This window comes from Pseudodonghicola flavimaris (assembly GCF_030164425.1).
GTDB classification, from domain to species: domain Bacteria; phylum Pseudomonadota; class Alphaproteobacteria; order Rhodobacterales; family Rhodobacteraceae; genus Pseudodonghicola; species Pseudodonghicola flavimaris.
Window position 1 is genome coordinate 193,579 of the sequence record NZ_JASNJD010000004.1, and the last position, 21,846, is coordinate 215,424.

25 protein-coding genes are annotated in these 21,846 nt (G+C 66.5%); 12 read left to right on the forward strand and 13 right to left on the reverse strand.

Annotation, left to right across the window (positions count from 1 at the left end):
- Positions 1-73: 73 nt before the first annotated feature.
- The 4 genes from QO033_RS07200 to QO033_RS07215 are packed head-to-tail and all read right to left on the reverse strand — an operon-like array spanning position 74 to position 2,509.
- Positions 74-934 carry a glycosyltransferase family 10 fucosyltransferase gene (locus QO033_RS07200; RefSeq protein ID WP_284480275.1) on the reverse strand — a complete coding sequence of 287 codons (861 nt, stop codon included), beginning with the start codon at positions 932-934 and terminating at the stop codon, positions 74-76.
- 32 nt (positions 935-966) lie between these two features.
- Positions 967-1,869 (reverse strand): PhzF family phenazine biosynthesis protein, encoded by a 903-nt coding sequence (locus tag QO033_RS07205; RefSeq protein ID WP_284480276.1) that lies wholly within the window; start codon positions 1,867-1,869, stop codon positions 967-969.
- Positions 1,866-2,090, reverse strand: coding sequence for a DUF1150 family protein (locus tag QO033_RS07210; protein WP_284480277.1), 225 nt, complete (start codon positions 2,088-2,090; stop codon positions 1,866-1,868). Before QO033_RS07210 ends, QO033_RS07205 begins: the two co-directional genes overlap by 4 nt.
- A 5-nt stretch (positions 2,091-2,095) precedes the next feature.
- Positions 2,096-2,509, reverse strand: a complete 414-nt coding sequence (locus tag QO033_RS07215; RefSeq protein WP_284480278.1) for an Hsp20 family protein — start codon at positions 2,507-2,509, stop codon at positions 2,096-2,098.
- 163 nt (positions 2,510-2,672) lie between these two features.
- Here QO033_RS07215 and QO033_RS07220 point away from each other — a divergent pair, with 163 nt between their 5' ends.
- From QO033_RS07220 to QO033_RS07230, 3 genes are all read left to right on the forward strand, one after another.
- Entirely contained in the window at positions 2,673-2,897 is a 225-nt protein-coding gene (locus QO033_RS07220; RefSeq protein ID WP_284480279.1) for a YdcH family protein, read from the forward strand.
- Positions 2,898-3,032: 135 nt separating this feature from the next.
- Positions 3,033-3,530: a 5-(carboxyamino)imidazole ribonucleotide mutase gene (purE, locus tag QO033_RS07225; protein ID WP_284480280.1), complete on the forward strand. Its 498-nt coding sequence runs from the start codon at positions 3,033-3,035 to the stop codon at positions 3,528-3,530.
- Positions 3,523-4,602 (forward strand): 5-(carboxyamino)imidazole ribonucleotide synthase, encoded by a 1,080-nt coding sequence (locus QO033_RS07230; protein WP_284480281.1) that lies wholly within the window; start codon positions 3,523-3,525, stop codon positions 4,600-4,602. The genes purE and QO033_RS07230 overlap by 8 nt, the downstream gene beginning before the upstream one ends.
- Positions 4,603-4,698: 96 nt before the next feature.
- Here the strand turns inward: QO033_RS07230 and trxB are convergent, their stop codons facing one another.
- Positions 4,699-5,643, reverse strand: coding sequence for a thioredoxin-disulfide reductase (gene trxB / locus QO033_RS07235; RefSeq protein WP_284480282.1), 945 nt, complete (start codon positions 5,641-5,643; stop codon positions 4,699-4,701).
- Positions 5,644-5,894: 251 nt separating this feature from the next.
- Here trxB and QO033_RS07240 point away from each other — a divergent pair, with 251 nt between their 5' ends.
- A complete protein-coding gene (locus tag QO033_RS07240) occupies positions 5,895-6,395 on the forward strand; it encodes an Lrp/AsnC family transcriptional regulator (RefSeq protein WP_284480283.1) in 501 nt (166 codons plus the stop codon).
- A gap of 76 nt (positions 6,396-6,471) precedes the next feature.
- On the opposite strand, the gene QO033_RS07245 is transcribed toward QO033_RS07240, so the two are convergent.
- The 4 genes from QO033_RS07245 to lgt all read right to left on the reverse strand — a co-directional run bounded on the left by QO033_RS07245 (position 6,472) and on the right by lgt (position 10,570).
- Positions 6,472-7,272: a Hint domain-containing protein gene (locus QO033_RS07245; protein WP_284480284.1), complete on the reverse strand. Its 801-nt coding sequence runs from the start codon at positions 7,270-7,272 to the stop codon at positions 6,472-6,474.
- A 588-nt stretch (positions 7,273-7,860) separates the two neighbouring features.
- Positions 7,861-8,616, reverse strand: coding sequence for a peptidoglycan editing factor PgeF (gene pgeF, locus QO033_RS07250; protein WP_284480285.1), 756 nt, complete (start codon positions 8,614-8,616; stop codon positions 7,861-7,863).
- Complete coding sequence (locus QO033_RS07255) at positions 8,613-9,683, reverse strand: class I SAM-dependent methyltransferase (protein WP_284480286.1); 1,071 nt, start codon at positions 9,681-9,683, stop codon at positions 8,613-8,615. The genes pgeF and QO033_RS07255 overlap by 4 nt, the downstream gene beginning before the upstream one ends.
- A complete protein-coding gene (gene lgt / locus QO033_RS07260; protein WP_284480287.1) occupies positions 9,680-10,570 on the reverse strand; it encodes a prolipoprotein diacylglyceryl transferase in 891 nt (296 codons plus the stop codon). Before lgt ends, QO033_RS07255 begins: the two co-directional genes overlap by 4 nt.
- Positions 10,571-10,666: 96 nt before the next feature.
- Here lgt and QO033_RS07265 point away from each other — a divergent pair, with 96 nt between their 5' ends.
- Entirely contained in the window at positions 10,667-10,915 is a 249-nt protein-coding gene (locus tag QO033_RS07265; RefSeq protein ID WP_284480288.1) for an accessory factor UbiK family protein, read from the forward strand.
- A gap of 66 nt (positions 10,916-10,981) precedes the next feature.
- On the opposite strand, the gene QO033_RS07270 is transcribed toward QO033_RS07265, so the two are convergent.
- From QO033_RS07270 to QO033_RS07280, 3 genes are all read right to left on the reverse strand, one after another.
- A complete protein-coding gene (locus QO033_RS07270) occupies positions 10,982-12,397 on the reverse strand; it encodes a TrkH family potassium uptake protein (RefSeq protein WP_284480289.1) in 1,416 nt (471 codons plus the stop codon).
- A 161-nt stretch (positions 12,398-12,558) separates the two neighbouring features.
- Complete coding sequence (locus tag QO033_RS07275) at positions 12,559-13,086, reverse strand: GNAT family N-acetyltransferase (RefSeq protein WP_284480290.1); 528 nt, start codon at positions 13,084-13,086, stop codon at positions 12,559-12,561.
- Between the two features lie 38 nt (positions 13,087-13,124).
- Complete coding sequence (locus tag QO033_RS07280) at positions 13,125-14,060, reverse strand: helix-turn-helix transcriptional regulator (protein ID WP_284480291.1); 936 nt, start codon at positions 14,058-14,060, stop codon at positions 13,125-13,127.
- A 130-nt stretch (positions 14,061-14,190) separates the two neighbouring features.
- On the opposite strand from QO033_RS07280, the gene QO033_RS07285 reads away from it, so the two are divergent.
- From QO033_RS07285 to QO033_RS07310, 6 genes are all read left to right on the forward strand, one after another.
- The gene (locus tag QO033_RS07285) at positions 14,191-16,296 is read left to right on the forward strand and encodes a TonB-dependent siderophore receptor (RefSeq protein WP_284480292.1); all 2,106 of its coding nucleotides are present in this window, start codon (positions 14,191-14,193) and stop codon (positions 16,294-16,296) included.
- Between the two features lie 20 nt (positions 16,297-16,316).
- Positions 16,317-17,165: an alpha/beta hydrolase gene (locus tag QO033_RS07290; protein WP_284480293.1), complete on the forward strand. Its 849-nt coding sequence runs from the start codon at positions 16,317-16,319 to the stop codon at positions 17,163-17,165.
- 319 nt (positions 17,166-17,484) lie between these two features.
- Complete coding sequence (locus tag QO033_RS07295; RefSeq protein WP_284480294.1) at positions 17,485-17,985, forward strand: type III secretion system chaperone family protein; 501 nt, start codon at positions 17,485-17,487, stop codon at positions 17,983-17,985.
- A 38-nt stretch (positions 17,986-18,023) separates the two neighbouring features.
- Positions 18,024-18,839: a pyrroline-5-carboxylate reductase gene (gene proC / locus QO033_RS07300; protein WP_284480295.1), complete on the forward strand. Its 816-nt coding sequence runs from the start codon at positions 18,024-18,026 to the stop codon at positions 18,837-18,839.
- Entirely contained in the window at positions 18,832-19,173 is a 342-nt protein-coding gene (locus tag QO033_RS07305; protein WP_284480296.1) for a tRNA-binding protein, read from the forward strand. The genes proC and QO033_RS07305 overlap by 8 nt, the downstream gene beginning before the upstream one ends.
- The gene (locus QO033_RS07310; RefSeq protein WP_284480297.1) at positions 19,173-20,126 is read left to right on the forward strand and encodes a 2-hydroxyacid dehydrogenase; all 954 of its coding nucleotides are present in this window, start codon (positions 19,173-19,175) and stop codon (positions 20,124-20,126) included. Before QO033_RS07305 ends, QO033_RS07310 begins: the two co-directional genes overlap by 1 nt.
- A gap of 14 nt (positions 20,127-20,140) precedes the next feature.
- On the opposite strand, the gene QO033_RS07315 is transcribed toward QO033_RS07310, so the two are convergent.
- Positions 20,141-20,737 carry a thymidine kinase gene (locus QO033_RS07315; protein ID WP_284480298.1) on the reverse strand — a complete coding sequence of 199 codons (597 nt, stop codon included), beginning with the start codon at positions 20,735-20,737 and terminating at the stop codon, positions 20,141-20,143.
- 391 nt (positions 20,738-21,128) lie between these two features.
- On the opposite strand from QO033_RS07315, the gene QO033_RS07320 reads away from it, so the two are divergent.
- Positions 21,129-21,587 carry a hypothetical protein gene (locus QO033_RS07320; RefSeq protein ID WP_284480451.1) on the forward strand — a complete coding sequence of 153 codons (459 nt, stop codon included), beginning with the start codon at positions 21,129-21,131 and terminating at the stop codon, positions 21,585-21,587.
- Positions 21,588-21,846 lie beyond the last annotated feature (259 nt).

Consider the following 21,846-nt stretch of genomic DNA (forward strand, 5'->3'; position numbering starts at 1 on the left):
CCGGTGTGGCGGGGGGCTTACAGCCTTGCCCCCGCAAAAGCAAGGCGGCGGGACATCTGCCGCGAAACCTGGCTCAAAGGCTCTGGCGGATGATCTTGGCGGCGCGGGCGTCGATGTCGATGTATTTCTCCAGCTCCCCCTGCAGACGGCGCAGCTGCGGCAGGCGCGCCTCGAAATCCGCGACCGACATGGCGGCAACGGCGGCCTGCAGCTCTGCCGCGCTCTGGCACTGGATGATGCCCTCTGGGACCATGAACCGGTCGAGATTGGGGCAGCCCCAATAGATCGGCACCGTATTGCACAGCACCGCATCCAGCAGTTTCTCCGAGAAGTAATTGGTTTCGCGGGTATTCTCGATGACGATGGAGTAGCGGAAGGGCGCCAGCCCCTCGGCCTTGGCCTCGAATGGGGTGTAGCCACGGCCCATGACCTCGATCTCCTGGCCGGTGTCGCGGGCCCATTCGACCATGGCATGGCGCAGCTTGTGGCCGTCGGAGTGGCGCTTGGCCGAGGCGATCAACGAACACATCGCGGTCTTGTCCAGCGGCAGCTGGCGCCACTCAGGCACCCAGGTGGTGCCCAGCGGGAACAGGACCGCGTTGGGCAAATGCCGCAGCAGATCTTCGTTGAAGGTCAGGATGCGATGGAACCGCCGCCAGCTCAGGCGCAGCATCCGGTGGTGGCGGGCGTGAATCACCGCCGGTTCCGCCAGGATCAGCGAAATCCGTGCCCGGGTGCCGCGGCGCAGGCGAACATGGATGTCGGTACGGGGGTAGACGATCAGGTGGTCGGTGGCGGCCAGATCGCCGACGGTCCGGCCCTGCAACCGCTCCGGACAGCCTTCGGGCCAGATCAGCGCGCTCACCGGCAGGGACGAAAGCGCCGGCCCCAGCCGGTGGCCATGCGGCAGGATGGCGATTGCGGGCTCGGTCATCGGACGGTCCTGTCTTGCGCGCCCCGGCGGGATCAGGCCGCCGGCAGTTCCAGTTCTCCGCGCATCAGCACATAACCCTGGCCGCCGACCCTGACGCCGGTGGGGGCGGGGCGGGGGCCCAGAACCTCGACCTCCGCCAGACCGGGACGGCCCATCCAGTGCCCCTGTTCGGCCCGAAAGCGCGGCGCGTCGATCAGCCCGTGATGCCACAGGTAACCGGCCATACAGCCGGTGGCAGATCCGGTAAAGGGGTCTTCGGCCGGCATCGGCGGCGGCAGCAGCAACCGAGAGAAGGTATCGCCCGCCTCGGTTTCTCCGCCCAGGGTGACCAGGAAGGGTTCGATCACCTCGCCCCTGGGGGTGCCCGGCGGGTTCATCGCGTGGAACAGATCGGTATCAAGCCGGGCGCGGCGCAGCGCGTCCTTGTTCTCCAGAACGGCGATGCAGAAAGGCGAGCCGGTGGACACCACCTGCGGCGTGCCCAGAATATCGCCGGGCGCCAGCGAGACCATCGGCGCGATCTCCGCCGGATCGAAGCTGCGGCCGAACTGCGGCGCCGGCTGGGTCATGACAACCTTCAGCGCCCCGTCCTGTCGTGTCACGGTGATCGGCAGAACGCCGGCGCCGACCTCCAGCGTGAACTCGGCCTGCCCGGTCTCCAGCGTCACCAGCCCGCGATCGACCAGCGACACAACGGTGGCCACGGTGGGGTGGCCCGCCATCAGGATTTCCTTGTCGGCAAGATAATAACGCGCCCCGAAATCGGCGACATCGGAGGCGACGACAAAGGCGCATTCGGACAGCGATGTCTCGCGGACCAGCGCCAGCCGGTCCGCCACGCTCAGGTCATCGGCATCGTGGACGACGACACAGCCGTTACCGCCAAAGGCGCGGTCGGTGAAGGCGTCCACCCAGTCAAAGGCGTACCGGGTCAATGCACGGTGACCGGCTCTAGGTCGTTCTGCCGCGCCAGCACGAAGGCCAGGCGACGGTCGGCGACCAGCGCCAGTTGCTGGCCGGTCTCGTCATGAACCGCATAGAGGTGGTCAAGCCCCTTGGCGCCGGCCTGAACCTCGGCCGGGAGATCGGCGACATCCACCGCCTTCACATAGACGATCCGGCGGCCATCCTGATGAAAATCAAAAGGCGTGTTCATATGCATTACCCCTTTCTGATGTTGATGGTCTGCACAACGGTTTCGGGTTGAGAGCGGGTCAGGTCCACATGCAGCAGACCGTTTTCCATGATCGCATCGCCGACTTCGACACCGTCGGCCAGAACGAACATACGCTGGAATTGGCGGCTGGCGATGCCACGGTGCAGGAAGACCCGCCCCTCGCTGTCATCGCTCTGGCGCCCGCGGATCACCAGCTGGCGATCCTCGACCGTTATGGACAGATCATCCTCGGCAAATCCGGCGACAGCCAAGGTAATGCGATAGGAGTAATCGGAAGTTTGTTCGATGTTATACGGCGGGTAGCCTTCGTTTCCCGACTTGGTTGAGCGTTCCAGCAGCCTTTCGAGCTGCTCGAACCCCAGAAGATGCGGGTAGGACCCGAGGGTAAGTTTCGACACGTCTTTCGTCCTTTTGCCAAAGCGACGGTGCCTACCGCCCCGTTCGGCGACAGCAGGTTCTAGGAATATGGTAAGAATGACCATGTTTAACAAGGGCTAGGCGAAACCGATGTGAGGTCGTATTCTGGACGCCCGCTGTGCAGCCAGGATTGGGTGAATCGCCATGAACGCTCCGACCGACATCTCGATGAAGACCGATGAGGTGCTGCGGGTCGAACTGGAGGTGTTCCGCCAGCAGCACCGCGACCTGGACGAGGCGATCACCGCACTGGTTGAGCGGGGCACCGGCGATCAGCTGACCATCCAGCGGCTGAAAAAGCAGAAGCTGCGTCTGAAGGACCTGATCGCGATGATCGAGGACCGGCTGACCCCCGATATCATCGCCTGACCCGGTATCGTCTGACCCTGTCGCCTGCGGCATGGCCGCCGCCGCAACGGGGCAGAGCTGGTGGATTGCCTGGGGCGCTGATTTGGCTATAGTGCGCGCTCTTTCCCAGCACGGGCGCAGCAAGGGGCGCAAGACATGGCCAATTCCGCCAATCCTCCCGTCGGCATCATCATGGGGAGCCAGTCCGACTGGCCGACCATGAAACTGGCAGCGGAGATCCTCGATACCCTGGACATCCCCTATGAAGCCAGGATCGTCTCGGCCCACCGCACGCCGGACCGGCTGTGGGATTACGGCAAGACTGCGGTGGACCGCGGCCTGCAGGTGATCATCGCCGGCGCCGGTGGCGCCGCGCATCTGCCGGGCATGATGGCGTCGAAAACCCGGGTGCCGGTGATCGGCGTGCCGATCCAGACCCGCACACTCTCCGGCGTCGATTCGCTGTATTCGATCGTGCAGATGCCCAAGGGCTTTCCCGTGGCCACCATGGCGATCGGCGCCGCCGGCGGCGCCAACGCCGGGCTGATGGCCGCGGGCATCCTGGCGCTGCAGGACCCGGCGCTGGCCGAGCGGCTGGACGCCTGGCGCGCCGCGCTCTCCGCCTCGATCCCGGAGGAGCCGGTCGATGACTGACGCAGTTCTCGCCCCCGGGGCGGTGATCGGGATCCTCGGCGGCGGTCAGCTGGGCCGGATGCTGTCTGTCGCGGCCAGCCGGCTGGGCTTTACCACCCATATCTATGAACCCGGCGCCAACCCGCCGGCGGCGCAGGTGGCCGATCGTGTCACCACCGCCGCCTATGACGATGCGGACGCCCTGCGTGCCTTCGCCGAGACGGTGGATGTGATCACCTATGAGTTCGAGAACATCCCGACCGAGGCGCTCGACCTGCTGGAGCCGCTGCGGCCGATCCGCCCCAATCGCAAGGCGCTGAAGGTCAGCCAGGACCGGCTGGTGGAAAAGGCCTTTCTGACCGACCTGGGCCTGACGACCGCCCCCTTCGCGGCGGTGGACGACATGGAGGACCTGACCGAGGCGCTGGCCGAGATCGGCGCGCCGGCGATCCTGAAGACCCGCCGCTTCGGCTATGACGGCAAGGGGCAGGCGCGGATCATGGCCGCCGACCAGGCCGGGGCGGCGCTGGCGGATATGGCCGGTGCGCCGGCGATCCTCGAAGGCTTCGTCGAATTCAGCCATGAGGTGTCGGTCATCGCCGCGCGCGGCCTGTCGGGGGAGATCGCCTGTTTCGATCCCGGCGAGAACCTGCACCGCGAGGGGATCCTGCGCCAGACCACGGTTCCGGCCCGTCTGAGCGCGGCGCAGCGCAACGACGCGGTGCTGCTGGCGGCCCGTATACTCAACGCGCTGGATTATGTCGGCGTGATGGGGGTGGAACTGTTCGTGACGCCGGCCGGGCTGGTGGTGAACGAGATCGCCCCTCGGGTCCACAATTCGGGTCACTGGACCCAGAACGGCTGCACCGTCGATCAGTTCGAACAGCACATCCGCGCTGTGACCGGCTGGCCGCTGGGCGACGGGCAGCGCCACGCCGACGTGGTGATGGAGAACCTGATCGGCGACGATATGGAGCGGGTGCCGGAGCTGGCGAAAACCCCGGATACCGCGCTGCATCTTTACGGCAAGGCCGAGGTCAAGCCGGGCCGCAAGATGGGTCACGTCAACCGGGTCATCCGTCCCACCCGCTGAAACGGGGCGGGCTGAAACGCAGAACGCGCAGCCTCCGGGATCGGGGGCTGCGCGTTTTTTCGTCCGGCGGCGGGGCCTGGTGCCGCAGTCGTCCGCTCAATCGTCCTGGGCTGCCAGCCAGTGTTCGGCGTCGAGCGCCGCCATGCAGCCCATGCCGGCGCTGGTCACCGCCTGGCGGTATTTGTGATCGGTCAGATCGCCGGCGGCGAAGACACCGGGCACCGAGGTGGCGGTGGAGCCGGGCTGGACCGAGACATAGCCGCCGTTGTGCAGCTCGAGCTGATCCTTCACCAGTTCGCTGGCCGGCGCATGACCGATGGCGACGAAAACGCCCTTGCAGGGGATTTCGCTGATCTCGCCGGTCTGGACGTTCTTGACCTTGATGCCGGTGACGCCCTTGGGATCGTTCTCGCCCACCACCTCTTCCAGCTGGTGATGCCAGAGCGGGTGGATCTTGTCGTTCTTCATCAGCCGGTCGATCAGAATCTTTTCCGCCCGCAGCTCGTCCCGGCGATGGATCAGCGTCACCTTGGAGGCGAAGTTGGTCAGGAACAGCGCTTCTTCCACGGCGGTATTGCCGCCGCCGATCACCACGATCTCCTGACCGCGGTAGAAGAACCCGTCACAGGTGGCGCAGGCGGAGACGCCAAAGCCCTTGAACGCCTCTTCCGAGGGCAGGCCAAGCCACTTGGCGCGCGCCCCGGTGGCCAGGATCACCGCGTCGGCGGTATAGGTGGTGCCGCTGTCGCCCTTGGCGGTGAAGGGGCGTTTCGACAGGTCCAGATCTGTGATGATGTCGCCGACGATCTCGCAGCCCATGGCCTGGGCGTGTTCCTGCATCTTGATCATCAGATCCGGGCCCTGCACCTCGGTGAAGCCGGGGAAGTTCTCGACCTCGGTGGTGGTGGTCAGCTGCCCGCCCGGTTCCAGCCCCTGCACCAGAATCGGCTGCAGCATGGCGCGGCTGGCATAGACGCCGGCGGTGTAGCCGGCCGGGCCGGAGCCGATGATCAGAACCCGGGTGTGGCGCGTCTCGGTCATGGTGTCCTCACAAATCAGCAGGGCGGCAGACGGGCCGCCGCGGTTCTTGGGGATATAGCGGCAGGGGCAGGGGGCTTAAAGGCCCCAGATCCGCGCAGGATCCTTTCGTCGGGGGCGGTCTTTGCAGGGGGGCTGCACAGCGAAACGGCAGGTTTTTGGGGCAAGAATGGCAGGATATTGCGTTGTGGCGAAACATTATTGCGCATATTTGGCGCGCTGCTATAAGAAACGCAACTTTACGGGAGCGTTTCATGGCGACGACACGACTCGACCCGATTGATCGCAAGATACTGTCGGAACTACAAGCAGACGGCCGGATGACCAACGTCGAACTGGCCAAACGGGTGGGCATTTCCGCGCCGCCCTGTCTGCGCCGGGTGCGTACCCTGGAAGAGGCGGGGCTGATCCGCGGCTATCATGCCGAGGTCAACGCGCGCGAGCTGGGATTCGAGGTTCAGGTCTTTGCCATGGTCGGGCTGGACAGCCAGGCCGAGGTCGAGCTGAGCGCCTTTGAGGAGCGTTGCCGCAACTGGCCGCTGGTCCGGGAATGCCACATGCTGAACGGCGAGGTGGACTTCATCCTGAAATGTGTCGCCCCCGATCTGAGCAGTTTCCAGAGCTTCCTGACCGGGGAGCTGCTGACCACGCCGAATGTCGCCAGCGTCAAGACCTCGCTGGTGATCCGCTGCGCCAAGGATCAGGCTGGTGTGCCGTTCGACGTGCTGGAAGAAAGACTGAGCCGCAGCGCCTGATCGGGACGCTGCGGCTGCGGGCATCTGCTTCGAAGATGATCCCGGCCGGAAGGGCCGACCGGGCGGCGCGCGCCGATCAGGCGCTGATCGCGTCGATCTCCCCGTCGCCGGCGCGGGCGTAGGTCTGTGGCCCGAAATCGCGCATCTCGCGGATATGGGGGAACAGTCCCAGGAAGACCTCGCGCATGGCGGGGCTGCTCATTCGCAGCGCATTGGCGCCGGGATGATAGGTTTCGAACTCCATGCCGCCGATGCGGATCACCGCATGCTCGGCCAGGCACAGGTGATAGACTTGCGCCGGCGTCGGCGGGGCGGTTTCAATCACGCTCATGCCATCGATGAATTCGGTCAGCGGCGTCAGCAACGGGTTGCTGCCGGCCAGCGCCCGCAGGTGGCCCGGGGTCTTGAGAATGCGGGCCGAGGGGCCCAGCAGCACGTCGGACATCGGCATCTGCATGCCGAAGCTGTCGGCCATCACGCGGGTCAGCCGGTGATAGCGGCCCTTGGCGTCCGGTCGGTTGGGCTGGATCGTGGTGCTGCCTTTCCACAGCAGCGGCGCGGCGCTGCCGTCGGCAGTGATCAGGCGATCCCCGGGCAGCAGGTCCTCGACCGCGACGGGGCCGCAGTCGGTTTCCACCATGGTACGGCGGGTGAAGGCGCAGAAGGCGTTTTCGAACAGCGGCAGCGCCGGGGCGATGTGATGGGTGTCGACGATGTCGCCGTTCGGCGCCAGCGCGCTGACTTCGTAGCGGCGCAGCTGCGGCCGGCCACGGGCGCCGCGCAGCGCGGCGGGATCCTGCAGCAGCGGGTTGATTTCAAGAGTGTTAGGTTGCGGTTGCGGTACTGGCGCAAGCGCACGGGGGAGCGTAGTAGCCATGCTTGGTCGGCCCTTTCCAACAGGGTCGTATCTGGGTCGGCCCCCACCGACGACGTCAGACAGACACGGGTGAATGTGATCATCTGAAGCAATTCAGCTTTTGCCAAAATTCAGTTAGAATTGTCAAAGAATTGCGGGCAACTCGGTTAACGTGTCCACTAATCTCGATAAGTCCCGCGGTATTGTTTCCGCTGTGCGGGCAATCAGGCTGAATTCCCGGTCAGATTGGCCGCCCTGCCGCAAGATGCGCTCGAATCCCCCGTACTGGATCCGGGTGCGATGCGGCCGGAACGGCCGGCTCAGGTGTCTCGGACCTCTCCCTCAGGCCGCCTTCGGCTTTCGGGTCTTGCGGCTCCAGGGCAGGGCGATCTGGCTGCTCTTCGCACTGTCGAGGACAGATTGAATGAAGCGGGTCTTTTCTTTCATCGGGATGCTCCTGCCTGGGACCGCCGTCGCGGTGTCTTCGATGCCGTCAGTCTCGCCGGGCAATCGGGCAGGGATGCGGCCTTGGCAGGGAAAAAATGGCACGCTTCGGCGCGCGCGGGGAAGAAATGCGACAGCCTCGCCGCATTCTTCGCCTCGACGGGATCAGAGCCGGATGGCCGAGATCAGCCGGCCATAATCGGCCTCTTTCAGATGGGTGGTGCGGCGGTAGGAATAGAACCGCTCCGGATCGGAATAGGTGCAGTGCCGGGTCCATTCGGCGGCGCCGATGCCGGCGCGGCGCAACCGGTGCAGCCCATAGCCGGGCAGATCGAAGAGATAGCGGTCGCCCTCGCCATTGGCGAAGAACCGGACATTCTCCGGGTCCTCCATCATGAAATCGTCGAGGAACTCCGGGCCGACCTCATAGGCGCGCTGCGAGATCGTCGGGCCGATCACCGCCACGGTTTCGGCGCGGTCGGCGCCAAGCGCTTCCATCGCGTCGAGGGTCGCCTCCAGCACGCCGGAGAGCGCGCCCTTCCAACCGGCGTGGGCGGCGCCGATCACCCCGGCGCCGCGGTCGGCAAAAAGCACGGGCTGGCAATCGGCGGTCAGCACGGTCAGCGCCAGCCCCGGGGTGCGGGTGACCAGCGCATCGGCGCGCGGTTTGTCGGCCAGCGGGTCGGTGACGGTGACGACATCGGCGGAATGCACCTGATGCACCGCCATCAGCGCCTCCGGCGGCAGACCCAGCGCGGTGGCGACCCGGGCGCGGTTGATTGCGACCGCTTCGGCCTGATCGGTCGATCCGGGGCCGCAGTTCAGCCCGGAGAAGACCCCGGACGAGGCGCCGCCACGGCGGGTGAAGAACCCATGCGTCAGCGGCGACAGGCTGTCAGAGGTCAGGATTTCCAGTGTCATCGTTCCAGTCCCGGCGGTGCGTTGCAATCGGCCGGGAAAAGGCCCAGCACCTTGAACAGGTTTCCCATTTCCTCGGGGTGCGTCAACCGGCGATGTGCGGCGACGAGCTGATCCAGTGCCGGCCCGGTAAGCCCCCGCGCCAGCGCCTGCGCCCGTGGGGTGATCCCCAGCCGTTCCAGAAAGACCCCCTGTGGCGTCAGCCGGCTATGGGCGGCGCCGGCGGCGCGGGCGGCGGTGGCCAGCACCTCGAAATCGACATGGGCGGTCAGATCGGCCTCGCCCGGGGTCGCCAGCGGATCGGCGGTCTGATGCCCCTTGAGCGCCTGCAGCGTATCGCCCAGCGACACCCAATCGCCGTAATCGACGATCAGCGCGGCGCCGCCCCGGGCGGCGATTCGCGCCGCGATCTCGGCAGTGATCGGCGCGGCGGCCTCGCAATGTTCGACCAGATCGCCCTCGGAGGTGTCGGGCAGCCGCCCGGCCAGCGCCGGCTGATCGGCCTGCGGTCCGAGCCCGAAGATCAGGGCGCCGTCCTGAAGCCCCACCAGCCGTTCGCGCCAGCCGTCGCCGTCGCGCAGGAACTGGCGGATTGGCAGCGCATCGAAGAATTCGTTGGCGACCAGATAGAGCGGCTGGTCGGTCGGCAGCTCGGTGACCTCGCCGATCCAGCGGGGGGCGGCGTCGCTCAGCGCCCGGGCCTGGGCCTGCCGCAGGGTGGGGGAGGCTTCGACCAGCACCAGATCGGCGGCGGCGTGAAATCCCGGCACCGCGCGGGTTGCGCGCAGCAGATCGGCCATCAGGGTGCCACGGCCGGGGCCGAGTTCGGCCAGGGTGAAACGGTCGGGCCGGCCCTGATCCATCCACACCTGGGCGAGGCAGAGGCCGATCAGCTCGCCGAACATCTGGCTGATCTCGGGGGCGGTGATGAAATCCCCCGCCGCGCCCAGCGGGTCGCGGGTGGTGTAATAGCCGAAATCGGGATGCAGCAGGCAATCGGTCATGTAGTCCGACAGCCGCATCGGGCCGCTGGCATGGATCCGGGCCTGCAGGCGGTCCATCAGGCTCATGCGGCGGCCTTCCGCGCGTGCAGCAGGAACCAGAGTCCGAGCAGGATCATCGGCAGCGACAGGCATTGCCCCATGGTCAGCCCGTAGCCGTCCAGGTGCAGTGCCAGACCCAGCGGATTGCCGGGACTGACGAACTGCGCATCGGGTTGACGGAAGAATTCGACGATGAACCGCGCAAGCCCGTAACCGGCGATGAAGAGGCCCAGTACCCGGCCGGGCCGCTTCAGGGCGCCGCGACGATAGACCAGCCACAGCAGCAGCCCGCCGAGGATCAGCCCTTCGAGCGCCGCCTCGTAGAGCTGCGAGGGGTGGCGGGCGCAGAGCCCGGGCAGCACCCCGGCGCAGTCCTGCGCCGCTTCGCCGGGAAAGATCACCCCCCAGGGCAGATCGGTCGGCCGGCCCCAGAGCTCGGCATTCACGAAATTGGCCAGACGGCCCAGCATCAGCCCGGGCGGCACCGTATGGGCGATCAGATCGGCGGCGGCGAGCCGCGGAATGCCCTCGGCCCGGGTATAGAGCCAGGCCGCCACCACCACGCCCAGAAAGCCGCCGTGAAACGACATGCCGCCCTGCCAGACCATGACGATCTCGGCCGGGTGGCTCAGGTAATAGCCGGGCTGGTAGAACAGCACGAAGCCCAGCCGCCCGCCCAGAATCACGCCAAGGATGATCCAGGTCAGCAGATCCTCGATCTGCTTCGGCGTCATCGGCGCGCCGGTGGCGGGCCAGAGCGCGGGGCGGTTCACCGCAGCCACGGCCAGGCGCCAGGCGATCAGGATGCCGGCGATATAGGCCAGCGCATACCAGCGCAGGGCGAATTCCATCCCGAAGATCGAGATCGAGAACAATTCGGGCGACAGATCGGGAAAGCGTAGGGCGGCGTACATATGCGTCTCCTTGCCTCTGGGCACGGGGCGAAGTCAACCTTGCCGCCCGGCGCCGTTGCGCCCATATAGAGGGCGACCGCGACAGGGAGACAACAGATGCAAACCCGCAACAAGATGTTCGACGACATCTCGCAGCTCATGACCAATGCGATGGGCGTGGCCCAGGGCGCCCGGGAAGAAGCCGAAAACGCGATGAAATCGCTGATGGACCGCTGGCTGGCCGATCGCGATTTCGTGACCCGCGAAGAGTTCGACGCGGTGCGGATCATGGCGCAGAAGGCGCGCGAGGAGAACGCCGCGCTCGAAGCCCGGATCGCCGCGCTGGAAGAGAAGCTGGGCAAGTAAGCCCGCCCCGCCCCGGCAGGCGGGTATCCGGCCCCGATGCTGTCGGGGCCTCAGGCGCGGGCGATCTCAGCCCGCGCGCCAGAAGACGGGGGTGAAGAGCACCAGAACCGTCATCATCTCCAGCCGGCCCAGATACATCCCCATCGACAGGATCAGTTTCGACGCCTCGTTCAGCGTCGCGAAGTTGCCCGAGGGGCCGATGATCTCGCCAACACCGGGGCCGACATTGGCCACTGCGGTCAGCGCCCCGCTGAGCGCGGTGAGGAAATCCAGCCCCAGCAGGTTCAGCACCACCGCCATCACCATCACGGTCGACAGGTAGAGCGTGAAGAAGGAGATCACCCCGGAGGTGACATCCGGCCCGATCGGCCGGCCTTCGTAGCGTGCGACCACCACCTGATGCGGCGAGCGGATGCGCTTGACCGCCGCCGCCGTCAGCCGGAAAAACACGATCCAGCGCATCATCTTGGCACCGCCGGCAGTGGAGCCGGTGCAGCCGCCGACGGCGGTGATGGCGAAGAACACCGCCACCGCGAAGGGGCCCCAGGTGATGTAATCGGTGCTGGCGTAGCCGGTGGTTGTCACCACCGAGGCGACGTTGAAGGCGACCTGTCGGAAGGCCGGTTCGATCTCCATGTCGTTGACCAGCACCAGCCAGAGGGTCAGCATCACGCTGACACCGAGCAGGAAACAGACCAGCCAGCGCACCTGTTCGCTGTTGAACTGTCGCCGCAGGATGGCGCGGATGTACCAGGCGAACGGAAAGCCCCCCAGAACCATGAAGATGGTGGCGGTATATTGCAGAAACGGGCTCTGAAAATGGCCGAAGGAGGCGTCGTAATTCGAATAGCCGCCGGTGGACAGCGTGGTCATCGCATGGGTGACAGCATCGAACAGGCTCATCCCTCCCAGCAGATAGAGCAGGAAACACACTGCCATCAGCCCGCCATAGGCGACCAGGGTGGCCAGCGCGAAACGGGCGGCATTGGCCAGTTCCTTTTCGCCCTTTTCCGAACTTTCGGTGCGGAAGAGCTGCATGCCGCCGACCTTGAGAATCGGCAGCAGCGCCACGCCGGTGACCACGAAGCCGATACCGCCGATCGCCTGCAGCAGGGCGCGCCAGAACAGGATGCCGCGCGGGGTCTCGTCCAGGCCGCTCATCACCGTCGATCCGGTGGTGGTGATGCCCGACATCGCCTCGAAGAAGGCGTCGACCGGGCTCAGCTGCCAGACCATCAGCGGCAGCGCGCCGCAGAGCGCCGCAGTCATCCAGACGCTGGCGGTGACCAGGAACACATGCTGCGGCTCAAGATCGTGCTGCGACCGGGCGCCGGCGAGGGCGACGGCGCCGCCGAGCAGGCCGCAGAGGATGAAGGCCTCGACGAAGACCGGGGTGGAATCGGCAAACAGGAGCGCGGTCAGGGCCATGAGCCCGGACATTGCCAGCATGGCGACGCTATTGATGAAGACGACAAAACTCATCCGCTGATCGGCGGCCGGGGGGCCTCTGGTCCGTTCCTTGCGTTTCCGATCCCGTCAATAGCCCATTGTTGGGGGGGGAAGACAAGACGGCAGCGGGGCGGTGGCATCGGAAGGTGGCGGACTGTGGGGTCTCTGCCGCAGCGCGGCATCGGGGCCCGGGCTCAGCGCGCGTCAAAGCCCGGGTGAAAGACGATCCGTCCCGGGCGCGGGGCGGCGGCCAGCCCCAGGGCCAGCACATACTCGGGCGGGACGCCGCCCACGCCCAGCCCGGCGACCGGGGCGAAGCCGAAGCGGCGATAGTAGCCCGGATCGCCGACCAGAACCACGCCGGCGGCGCCCCGGGCGGTGAGCCGCGCCAGTGCCTGCCGTATCAGCCGGCTGCCGAGACCCTCGGCCTGACGGTCGGGGCGAACCGCGATCGGTCCCAGTCCGAACCAGTTGCCCTCCGGGGCAGCACTGTCCGCGCTGTTCGCATCTGCGGCGATCGTCACCGGCGACAGCGCCACATGGCCGACGATCTCCCCCGCATCCTCGGCGACCAGCGACAGGCTCAGCGCGCCGGCGGCGCGCAGCGCCCGGATGATCGCCGGTTCGGTCTGTTGGCTGACCGCCACCGGTGCGAAGGCGGCGGCGGTGATGGCTCCGATGGCGTCGATATCCTCAGGGCGTTCGTCGCGGATGGTCAGCATGTGCGGTGTCTCCTGCCGGGCGGTATCGGCCGGCGATTTCAGTCTGCGGTCTGGGCGAAACGCGATGGGCTGGTGCCCATGCGCTGGCGAAAGGCGGTGGCAAAGGCGGTGGTGCGCTCATAGCCGGCGAGCCGGGCGGCCTCCGCCACCGGGGCGCCGGCACGCAGGGCGTCGGCGGCCCGGTCCATCCGCAGCGCCCGCAGCCGTTCCTGCACCGGTTGGTCATAGGCGCGGCGAAACAGCCGGCGCATCGTCGACAGGCTGACGCCGCCCGCCGCCGCCAGATCCTCCAGCGCCGGCAGCGGTCCCGGGCGGGTCGCCAGCGCCTCCATGCGGGAGAGCTTTTCCCGGTCCTGCGGCTTCAGCCGGTCGCGGCCGGCCAGCAGGAGCTCCATCGCATGGCGCACCAGCGACATCGCCAGCGCCTCTTTCTCCAGGGTCAGGAGCGGGCCCGGGGGGGCGCCGTCGGGGGCCGCCAGCAGCGCCTCGGCCCGGGCGACATCGCCGGGGGCGGCGATCCAGCTGTCGCTGCGGTGGCGCTGACCCTGCAGCAGCTGCGCCCGCTGCACCCCGCGCGCCTCGAGCCAGTCCCAGGACAGCACCACGGTCAGCTTGCGCAGATGTTGGCCGCGCCGGACCCGGCGGCGGAAGTCCATCGGCTGGGCCAGCGCGCTCATCACCACGCGCACCGGCTCCCGCGGGGGGCGGCCCAGAGGCATCGGCTGGGCGCCCAGCCAGGTGTCCACGCCGCCCTCCAGAACCATGTGCAGGACGACATTGGCGGGCCGGGTCGTCCGGGTTTCGAAATCGGATTCGCCGCGCGTCGCCTGCAGGTTCACCACCAGTCCCGAAGGGGTGCTGCTGCCGATGCGGCCGCCGCTCAGCACGATGCTCTCCGGCGGCAGGGTGGCCCCGAAATCGCGGCTGGCCGGTGGCAGGCTCCGTTCGATCTGTCCCAGGCTGATCTGCGCCATGGTGCCGGTCTCTCCGAATTTTGGCGGTTTCCGAAAGCTTTCTGACCGTCTGGCGAAGCCGACGGGCTTTTGCGTGAGCAGCCTACAGCTTAGTGCTTGAGAAAAATAGTCGGAATTTAGGGACGCAACGATGCTCAACCTCTCGCGCCACTCTCTGCGCGTGGCCCTTCTGGCCACGACCGCTCTTGCCAGCCCGGCGCTGGCCCAGGATGCCTTCGAACTCGATGCCATCGTTGTCGATGGATCGAGCTATGAGACCGAGACCAGCGGCAGCTATTCCACCGACCTGATCTCGGTCGGGGAAAAGGCGACGATGAGCCCCCGCGAGGTGCCGCAATCGACCAGCGTGGTGACCCGCAAGCAGATCGAGGACGGCGGCTATACCGCGCTGGAAGAGGCGCTGACCGACGTGCCGGGGATCATGATCCTGAACAACAACGTCGGCCGGTCGTCGATCTTCTCCCGCGGGTATGAGTTCGACTACCTCTATTTCGACGGTCTGCCGGCGCCGGTCAGCTCGATCTACGGCACCCAGCCCGATCTCTCCATGGTCGATCATATCGAGGTGCTGAAAGGGCCGGCGGGGCTGTTCATCGGCACCGGCGAACCGGCGGGGTCGATCAACATGCGGCTGAAACAGGCCGCCGCCACCGCGTTTCAGGGCTATGCGACCACCAGTATCGATTCGAACGGCCATGCGCGGGCGGAGATCGATGTCTCCGACAAGCTGAACGCCGACGGCACCCTGCGCGGCCGCTTCGTGGCGGCCTATGGCGACGGCGACAGTTTTGTCGACGGGGTGGAAAACGGGGTCACCTCGCTCTATGGCACCCTGGCCTGGGACGTGACGCCCGACACCCATCTGACCTTCTCGCTCAGCCATATGGAGCGGGACATCATCCCCTATAACGGCCTGCCGACCTATGCCGACGGTTCGCTGATCTGGATGGACCCCTCGGCCACCACCGTGCTCGACTGGAATACCTTCGAAAACGAGACCACTGATGCGGTGATCGCGGCCGAACATTTCCTCGACAACGGCGGGCGGGTGAAATTCTCGTTGCGCAGGTCGCAGCAGGACGCCGATTTCCTTTATGGCTATTCCGGCTCTGTCGCGGCGGCGGACAATACCATTTCCAGCCTGTCCTGGCTGGACCGGGATTTCGATCAGGACAGCCTGGCGCTGGATCTGCATGCCGAGCTGCCCTTCCAGCTGGGCGACTGGGACGGCAACGCGATCATCGGCGCCGACTGGCAGAAGGTCGACAGTACCATGTATCAGGCTCGCGGCAGCATCGCCGGCAGCTGGGACCTGGACAACTGGGACAGCGGCGCGGTCGCGGTGCCGGGCGCGACCTATTCCACCCGCACCGATACCGAGACCACGTCGAAGGGGCTCTATACCCAGGTGCGGCTGTCGCCGGTGGAACCGCTGACCCTGATCGGCGGCGCACGGCTCAGCTGGTACGAGGGGACGGTGGATACCGTGACGCTGGCGACCGGGGCCACCACCTCTGACCGTTATGACGTGTCGGCCCAGGTCACGCCCTTTGCCGGGGTCACCTATGACCTGACGCCGAACACCACGCTCTACGCCAGCTATTCGGAAATCTTCATTCCGCAATCCTATGTGGATGTGAATGGCAACCTGCTCGACCCGATCGAGGGGCAGCAATACGAGATCGGGGTGAAGGCAACGCTGGGCTACGGGCTGAACGTCTCTGCCGCGCTGTTCGATCTGCGCGAGACGAACCGGCCCGAGGCGGTGACCGGCACCAGCTATTACGTCGCCGACGAAGAGGTCCGCTCACGCGGGCTGGAACTGGAGATGTCGGGCGAGTTCAGCGAGAACCTGCATGTCGCGGCCGGCTACACCTTTACCGACACCGAATATCTGACCGGCAGCAGCGCCGGCAATCCGTTCTCGACCTACACGCCGGAGCATATGCTGAAGCTCACCGGCAGCTACGATGTGACCGAGGGGCTGTTCGCCGGCTGGAGCCTGGGCGGTCGGCTGACCGTGATGTCGAGCTTTTCGTCGCGCGGGATCGTGGCGCCGGGCTATGGTGTGGTCGATCTGATGGTGGCGAAGACCTTTGCCAATGACGTGACCCTGCGCCTGGGCGTGGATAATCTCTTCGACAAGGATTATTACACCCGCGTCGGCAGCACGACCGTGTTCAACTTCCGGGGTGCGCCGCGGGCCTTCAACCTGGCGCTGACCAAGACGTTCTGATGCGGAGGCATATCGCAGCAATGGCCACATCGCTTTCGATGCTCGGCTTCGCCACGGACCTGCCCGCCCAACAGGGCCCAGAGCCGATCCCGGGGGCTGAAACGTTCGGCCCCCGCTGGCAGCCCGCCGGCACCGCGCAATTCGATCTCGGCCCGGCGGAGGGTCGGTTCCGCATTCTCGTGTCGCTGCCCGATCAGCCGCCGCCGGAGGAGGGCTATGGCATCATCTATGCGCTCGATGCCGGCTGGACCTTCGGCACCCTGCGCGACGCGGTGCGGATGCGGGCCAGCCCCTATGCGCACTCCGGCGCCCGCCCCACGGTGGTGGTGGGGATCGGCTGGCCCACCGACACCCTGATCGATTTCGACCGGCGCGGCCCGGATCTGGTGGGGCAGGGGACCGAGGGCCCCGGTCGCGCGGCGACGCTGGAACTGATCGAAACCGTTCTGATCCCGCGGGTCGAGACGGCGCTGCCGGTCGATCCGGCGCATCGCATGATCCTGGGGCACAGTTTCGGCGGCGCCTTCGCGCTGCAGGCGCGGGCAGAGCGGCCGGGGCTGTTTTCCCACATCGCCGCCGGCAGCCCGTCGATCTGGACCGATGCGGAGGCGCTGTTTGCCGCCGCCGGTCCCGGTGGCGCCCCGGTGCTGATCACCATCGGTGGGCTGGAGACGCCGGAGCGGGCCGCCGCCACCGGTGCCCCGGCCGACCGGATCGCGCGGCTGATAGAGCGCGACATGTTCGGCCGGGCAGAGCGGATGGCCGCCGATCTGGGGGCCGATTTCGTGGTCTTCGACGATGTCGGCCACGGTGCTTCGGTCACCGCTTTTCTGGCCCGGGCAGTGGCGTTTCTCTGGGCCGCGGAGTAGATCGCGTTCCGTTGCCCCAAGCCCTTGGCCCGGATCGGAAAACCCTGCGTCCGCCCGCTGGCGTCCGGGGCCGGGCCGGAGTTTTCCGGGAATTCCCGCAGAAAAAGACTCGGATTTAAAGGCGTCAATATTTCGGCGCCTTTTCTTATTCCTCCACAAGTTATTGCTGTTATCCCCAAAATAATGGTTGCCAGAGCCCCCATAGGCGGCGCACCATATCTTGTAGAGGCGGGGAGGTTCATCCCCGGTCTCTTGAGCAGGCACCTAGCGCTGGGGGCGCTATCGGCCCCACGCCGCTAAAGATCAAAGAGGTGGCACCATGGCCTTGTCCGAATACATGCTGGAAGACGATATTCATCCCATCGACATCGTCGAACATCTGGCCGAATTCCGAGACTGGGATTTCGACCGGATCGGTGACGATCAGATCGCGATGGCTGTCGAGGGCCAATGGCGCACCTATTCGATCACCCTGGCCTGGTCCGGTTATGACGAGACCCTGCGCCTGGTCTGCACCTTCGAGATGGAGCCCCCCGAAGAGCAGCACAGCCGGCTTTACGAGCTGCTGAACCTGATGAACGATCAGTGCTGGGCCGGCGCCTTCACCTATTGGGCAGAGCAGAAGCTGATGGTCTACCGCTACGGTCTGGTTCTGGCCGGGGGGCAGGTTGCCTGTGCCGATCAGATCGACACCATGATCAATGCCGCGGTGATGAGCGCCGAGCGCTATTATCCGGCGATCCAGCTGCTGGTCTGGGGCGGCAAATCCCCGCGCGATGCGATGCAGGCCGCCATTGCAGAGGCCTACGGCCGGGCGTAAACCTAGGCCCCGAACCGATATAAACGGAAGGGGTCCCCATGGATATGTCACGGATCGCCGAACAGGGGCTGGTGCTTCTGGGCTGCGGCAAGATGGGCTCGGCGATGCTCGAAGGCTGGCTCGATGGTGGTCTTCCGCCCGCCTCGGTTTGGGTGGTGGATCCGCATCCGTCGGACTGGCTGAAGGCGCAGGGCGTGCATATCAACGCGCCGCTGCCCGAATGCCCGGCCTTGGTGCTGGTGGCGGTCAAGCCGCAGATGATGCGCGAGGCACTGCCGGCGCTGAAGGCGCTGGGGGGCGGTGATACCCTCTTTGTCAGCGTTGCCGCCGGCACCCCGATCGCCGCCTATGAGGAGATGCTGGGCGATGGCACCCCGGTGGTGCGGGCGATGCCCAACACCCCGGCCGCCGTCGGCCGCGGGATCACCGCCATCATCGGCAACGCCAAGGCGACGGCAGAGCATCTGGATGTGGCCGAGGGGCTGCTGTCGGCCGTGGGGCAGGTGGTCCGGCTGGATCACGAGGCTCAGATCGACGCGGTCACCGGGGTCAGCGGCTCGGGTCCCGCCTATGTGTTCCACCTGATCGAAACCATGGCCGCCGCCGGCGAGGCCCAGGGCCTGAGCCCCGAGCTTGCCATGCAGCTGGCCAAGGCGACGGTGGCCGGCGCCGGCGCGCTGGCCGAGGCCGCTTCGGAAACGCCGTCGCAGCTGCGGGTCAATGTCACCAGCCCGAACGGTACCACCCAGGCCGCGCTCGAGGTGCTGATGGATGCTGAAACCGGCTTTCCGCCGCTGCTGAAACGGGCCGTGGCCGCGGCCACCGACCGATCGAAGGAGCTGTCCCGTGGCTGACGAGATCGGTTTCGACGATTTTCTCAAAGTCGATATCCGGGTCGGCCGGGTGGTGCGCGCCGAACCCTATCCCGAGGCGCGCAAACCGGCGATCAAGCTGTGGATCGATTTCGGCCCGGAGATCGGCGAGAAACGCTCCTCCGCCCAGATCACCGCGCATTACACGCCCGACGGGTTGATCGGTAAACAGGTGATGGCGGTGGTGAATTTCCCGCCGCGCCAGATCGGCAAGTTCATGTCCGAGGTGCTGGTGCTGGGCCTGCCCGATCCCGATGGTGGCGTGGTGCTGATCGGTCCGGATCTCGAGGTGCCCACCGGCGGGCGGATGCACTGATGCGGGTGCTGCTGTCGCGCCCGATGCCGCCGGCGACCGTGGCGGCCGCCGAGGAGCTGTTCGAGGTCGAGGTGCGCCAGAGCACCCAGCCGATGAGCGCCGCAGAGCTGCGCGCCGGGCTGGCCGTCTTCGACGCGATGATGATCACCCTCGGTGACCGGGTGACGGCCGAGATCCTGCAGGACTTCGGCCGCCCGCGCTGCCGGATGCTGGCCAATTTCGGTGTCGGCTATAACCATATCGATGTCGAGGCCTGTCGCGCCCATGGCATCACCGTCTCCAACACACCCGGCGCGGTCACCGATGCCACCGCAGATATCGCCATGACGCTGATCCTGATGGCCTGCCGCCGCGCCGCAGAGGGTGAACGGTTGGTGAGGTCGGGGCAATGGCAGGGCTGGCATCCGACCCAGATGCTGGGGCTGCATGTCACCGGTCGCAAGCTGGGGGTGATCGGTCTGGGCCGCATCGGCCAGGCGGTGGCGCGGCGCTGCCACTACGGCTTCGACATGGAGATCGGCTATTTCAACCGCTCGGAAAAGCAGGTCGATCACCCGGCCACCCGGTTTCAGACGCTGACCGATCTGGCCGCCTGGGCCGATATTCTGGTGGTGGCTGCCCCGGGCAGCGCCGAGACCCATCATCTGGTCGGGGCGGAGGTCTTCGCCGCGATGCCGGCGCATGGGGTCTTCGTCAATATCGCCCGCGGCGATATCGTCGACGAGGCGGCGCTGATCGCCGCTCTGCAGGATCGCCGCATCGGTGCTGCCGGCCTCGATGTCTATGAGTTCGAACCGGCGGTGCCGGCGGCGCTCAGGGCGCTCGACACCGCGGTGCTGCTGCCGCATCTGGGCACGGCCGCACTCGATGTGCGAGAGAACATGGGGGCCATGGCGGTGGAGAACCTGCGCGCCTATGCGGCGGGAGAGACCGTCCCCAACCGGGTCAATTAGGCGGTCGCGCCGCCTCAGGCGCCGTCGGGAGCGCGTTCCCCCATCGCCTCGCGCCAGTGCCGGCGGCAGAGCGAGACATAGGTCTCATTGCCGCCGATCTGGATCTGATCGCCCTCATGCAGCGGCGCCCCGTCGGGTCCCTGCCGGATCACCATGGTCGCCTTGCGGCCGCAATGGCAGATGGTGCGGACCTCGCGCATTTCATCGGCCAGCGCCAGAAGCGTCGCGGATCCGGGGAAGAGCGCGCCACGGAAATCGACCCTGAGCCCGTAGCAGAGCACCGGCACCCGCAGATCGTCCACCGCTCGGGCCAGCTGCCAGACCTGTTCCGGGGCGAGAAACTGTGCCTCATCGACGAAGACGCAATCGACCGGCCCGGCGGCCAGCCGCGCCTGCAGGCGCTGAAACAGGTCGTCGCCGGCGGTGAAGGTCTCTGCCTCCCGCCCGATGCCGATCCGCGACGCGATCCGGCCGGCGCCGCCACGATCGTCCAGCGCGGCGGTCAGAAGATAGGGCGCCATGCCGTTCTCGACATAGTTATGGGCCGCCTGCAGCAGCACTGTCGATTTGCCGGCGTTCATGGTGGAGTAGTTGAAGTAGAGCTTGGCCATGGCGCAGGGGATAGGCGGGGAATCGCGGCGGGGCAAGTCGCCGTGACAAGTCGCTGGGGCACGGAGGGCCGCAGACCCAGGACGTTGCCGGAAAAGGTCTGCGCCGCCGCTAAAGGCTGCCGATCCGGGACGGAACAGACCCTGGGGATGGACAGGGCAGTCCTGGAGCGGCGACGCAATCGGCCTAATAGGCCATGACGACGGGGGAGGGATCGAAAAATAAGGCCCCGCCGCCGCAAAAATCGCAGACGGACAATAACATCTGCTACTCTTTCAAACCCTCGAAAACCTGAGGGATAGCAAAGGGATCGCATTTCGATTAGGAATCGGTAATGGGAAAAATTTCGGGCGCTTCCCCCTTGGTGCCCGGGTCATGGGTAAGGTGTTCCGGATGAATTCGATCTCGACCTATTTGAAGAAGCACACCGAGGCTTTGGTCAAGGAAGTGGGCATCGAGGCGGCCTGCGAGATCACCGGCAAATCCAAGGCGACGCTCGGCCGCTATTACTCCGACAACCCCGAACATGCCGACCGCTTCATGCCGGTCGACGTGGTGGCGCGGCTGGAAGCCAAGGCGAGCTATCCGCATGTCACCGCAGCCCTGGCGGAGCTGCAGAAGATCACGCTGTCCTTCGACGATCGCAGGTCGAATTCGGCCAGCGTCGGCAATGTGAATTCCGATGTCATCGCGCTGAGTCAGCGCTTCGCCATGCTGATGAGCGAATATCAGACCGCGATCGAGGATGGCATCATCACGGTGAACGAGGCCAAGCGGCTCCTGCGCGAAACCGTGCTGCTGCAACAGGTGCTGATCGACATGAAGCTGCACCTGGAAGAGGAAAGCGCCTGAGGTCCCCGCGCCGGCGCGTCCCATCATCTCCAGGCCCTGCCCGAAATCCCCCCTGCTCCGATCGGAACGTGGGGTCTTTTCTGGCTGAAAGTATCCCGGGGGAGGCGCGGCGGGGGCAGCGCCCCCAAGGTCCTCTCCGCCAGGGTCAGCCCTGCGGCCAATCGCCTGGTCCGGCGGGCAGGAGCCTCCGGCGGGAGTATTTGGGCAGAGAAGAAGCCGGGGGCGCCGCCGCAGATCAGCCCGGGCGGCGCAGGCCGGG

Excerpts from the sequence above, each read along its gene's own strand:
- QO033_RS07275 (WP_284480290.1), bottom strand. The coding sequence starts at position 13,086 with ATGCTGACCATCCGCGACGAACGCCCTGAGGATATCGACGCCATCGGA.
- QO033_RS07255 (WP_284480286.1), bottom strand. The coding sequence starts at position 9,683 with ATGAGCCTGATGGACCGCCTGCAGGCCCGGATCCATGCCAGCGGCCCG.
- QO033_RS07210 (WP_284480277.1), bottom strand. The coding sequence starts at position 2,090 with ATGAACACGCCTTTTGATTTTCATCAGGATGGCCGCCGGATCGTCTAT.
- QO033_RS07220 (WP_284480279.1), top strand. The coding sequence starts at position 2,673 with ATGAACGCTCCGACCGACATCTCGATGAAGACCGATGAGGTGCTGCGG.
- QO033_RS07230 (WP_284480281.1), top strand. The coding sequence starts at position 3,523 with ATGACTGACGCAGTTCTCGCCCCCGGGGCGGTGATCGGGATCCTCGGC.
- QO033_RS07270 (WP_284480289.1), bottom strand. The coding sequence starts at position 12,397 with ATGAGTTTTGTCGTCTTCATCAATAGCGTCGCCATGCTGGCAATGTCC.
- lgt (WP_284480287.1), bottom strand. The coding sequence starts at position 10,570 with ATGTACGCCGCCCTACGCTTTCCCGATCTGTCGCCCGAATTGTTCTCG.
- QO033_RS07310 (WP_284480297.1), top strand. The coding sequence starts at position 19,173 with ATGCGGGTGCTGCTGTCGCGCCCGATGCCGCCGGCGACCGTGGCGGCC.
- proC (WP_284480295.1), top strand. The coding sequence starts at position 18,024 with ATGGATATGTCACGGATCGCCGAACAGGGGCTGGTGCTTCTGGGCTGC.
- QO033_RS07315 (WP_284480298.1), bottom strand. The coding sequence starts at position 20,737 with ATGGCCAAGCTCTACTTCAACTACTCCACCATGAACGCCGGCAAATCG.
- QO033_RS07200 (WP_284480275.1), bottom strand. The coding sequence starts at position 934 with ATGACCGAGCCCGCAATCGCCATCCTGCCGCATGGCCACCGGCTGGGG.
- QO033_RS07280 (WP_284480291.1), bottom strand. The coding sequence starts at position 14,060 with ATGGCGCAGATCAGCCTGGGACAGATCGAACGGAGCCTGCCACCGGCC.
- QO033_RS07240 (WP_284480283.1), top strand. The coding sequence starts at position 5,895 with ATGGCGACGACACGACTCGACCCGATTGATCGCAAGATACTGTCGGAA.
- QO033_RS07295 (WP_284480294.1), top strand. The coding sequence starts at position 17,485 with ATGGCCTTGTCCGAATACATGCTGGAAGACGATATTCATCCCATCGAC.
- QO033_RS07245 (WP_284480284.1), bottom strand. The coding sequence starts at position 7,272 with ATGGCTACTACGCTCCCCCGTGCGCTTGCGCCAGTACCGCAACCGCAA.
- purE (WP_284480280.1), top strand. The coding sequence starts at position 3,033 with ATGGCCAATTCCGCCAATCCTCCCGTCGGCATCATCATGGGGAGCCAG.
- QO033_RS07265 (WP_284480288.1), top strand. The coding sequence starts at position 10,667 with ATGCAAACCCGCAACAAGATGTTCGACGACATCTCGCAGCTCATGACC.
- pgeF (WP_284480285.1), bottom strand. The coding sequence starts at position 8,616 with ATGACACTGGAAATCCTGACCTCTGACAGCCTGTCGCCGCTGACGCAT.
- QO033_RS07320 (WP_284480451.1), top strand. The coding sequence starts at position 21,129 with ATGAATTCGATCTCGACCTATTTGAAGAAGCACACCGAGGCTTTGGTC.
- trxB (WP_284480282.1), bottom strand. The coding sequence starts at position 5,643 with ATGACCGAGACGCGCCACACCCGGGTTCTGATCATCGGCTCCGGCCCG.
- QO033_RS07290 (WP_284480293.1), top strand. The coding sequence starts at position 16,317 with ATGGCCACATCGCTTTCGATGCTCGGCTTCGCCACGGACCTGCCCGCC.
- QO033_RS07285 (WP_284480292.1), top strand. The coding sequence starts at position 14,191 with ATGCTCAACCTCTCGCGCCACTCTCTGCGCGTGGCCCTTCTGGCCACG.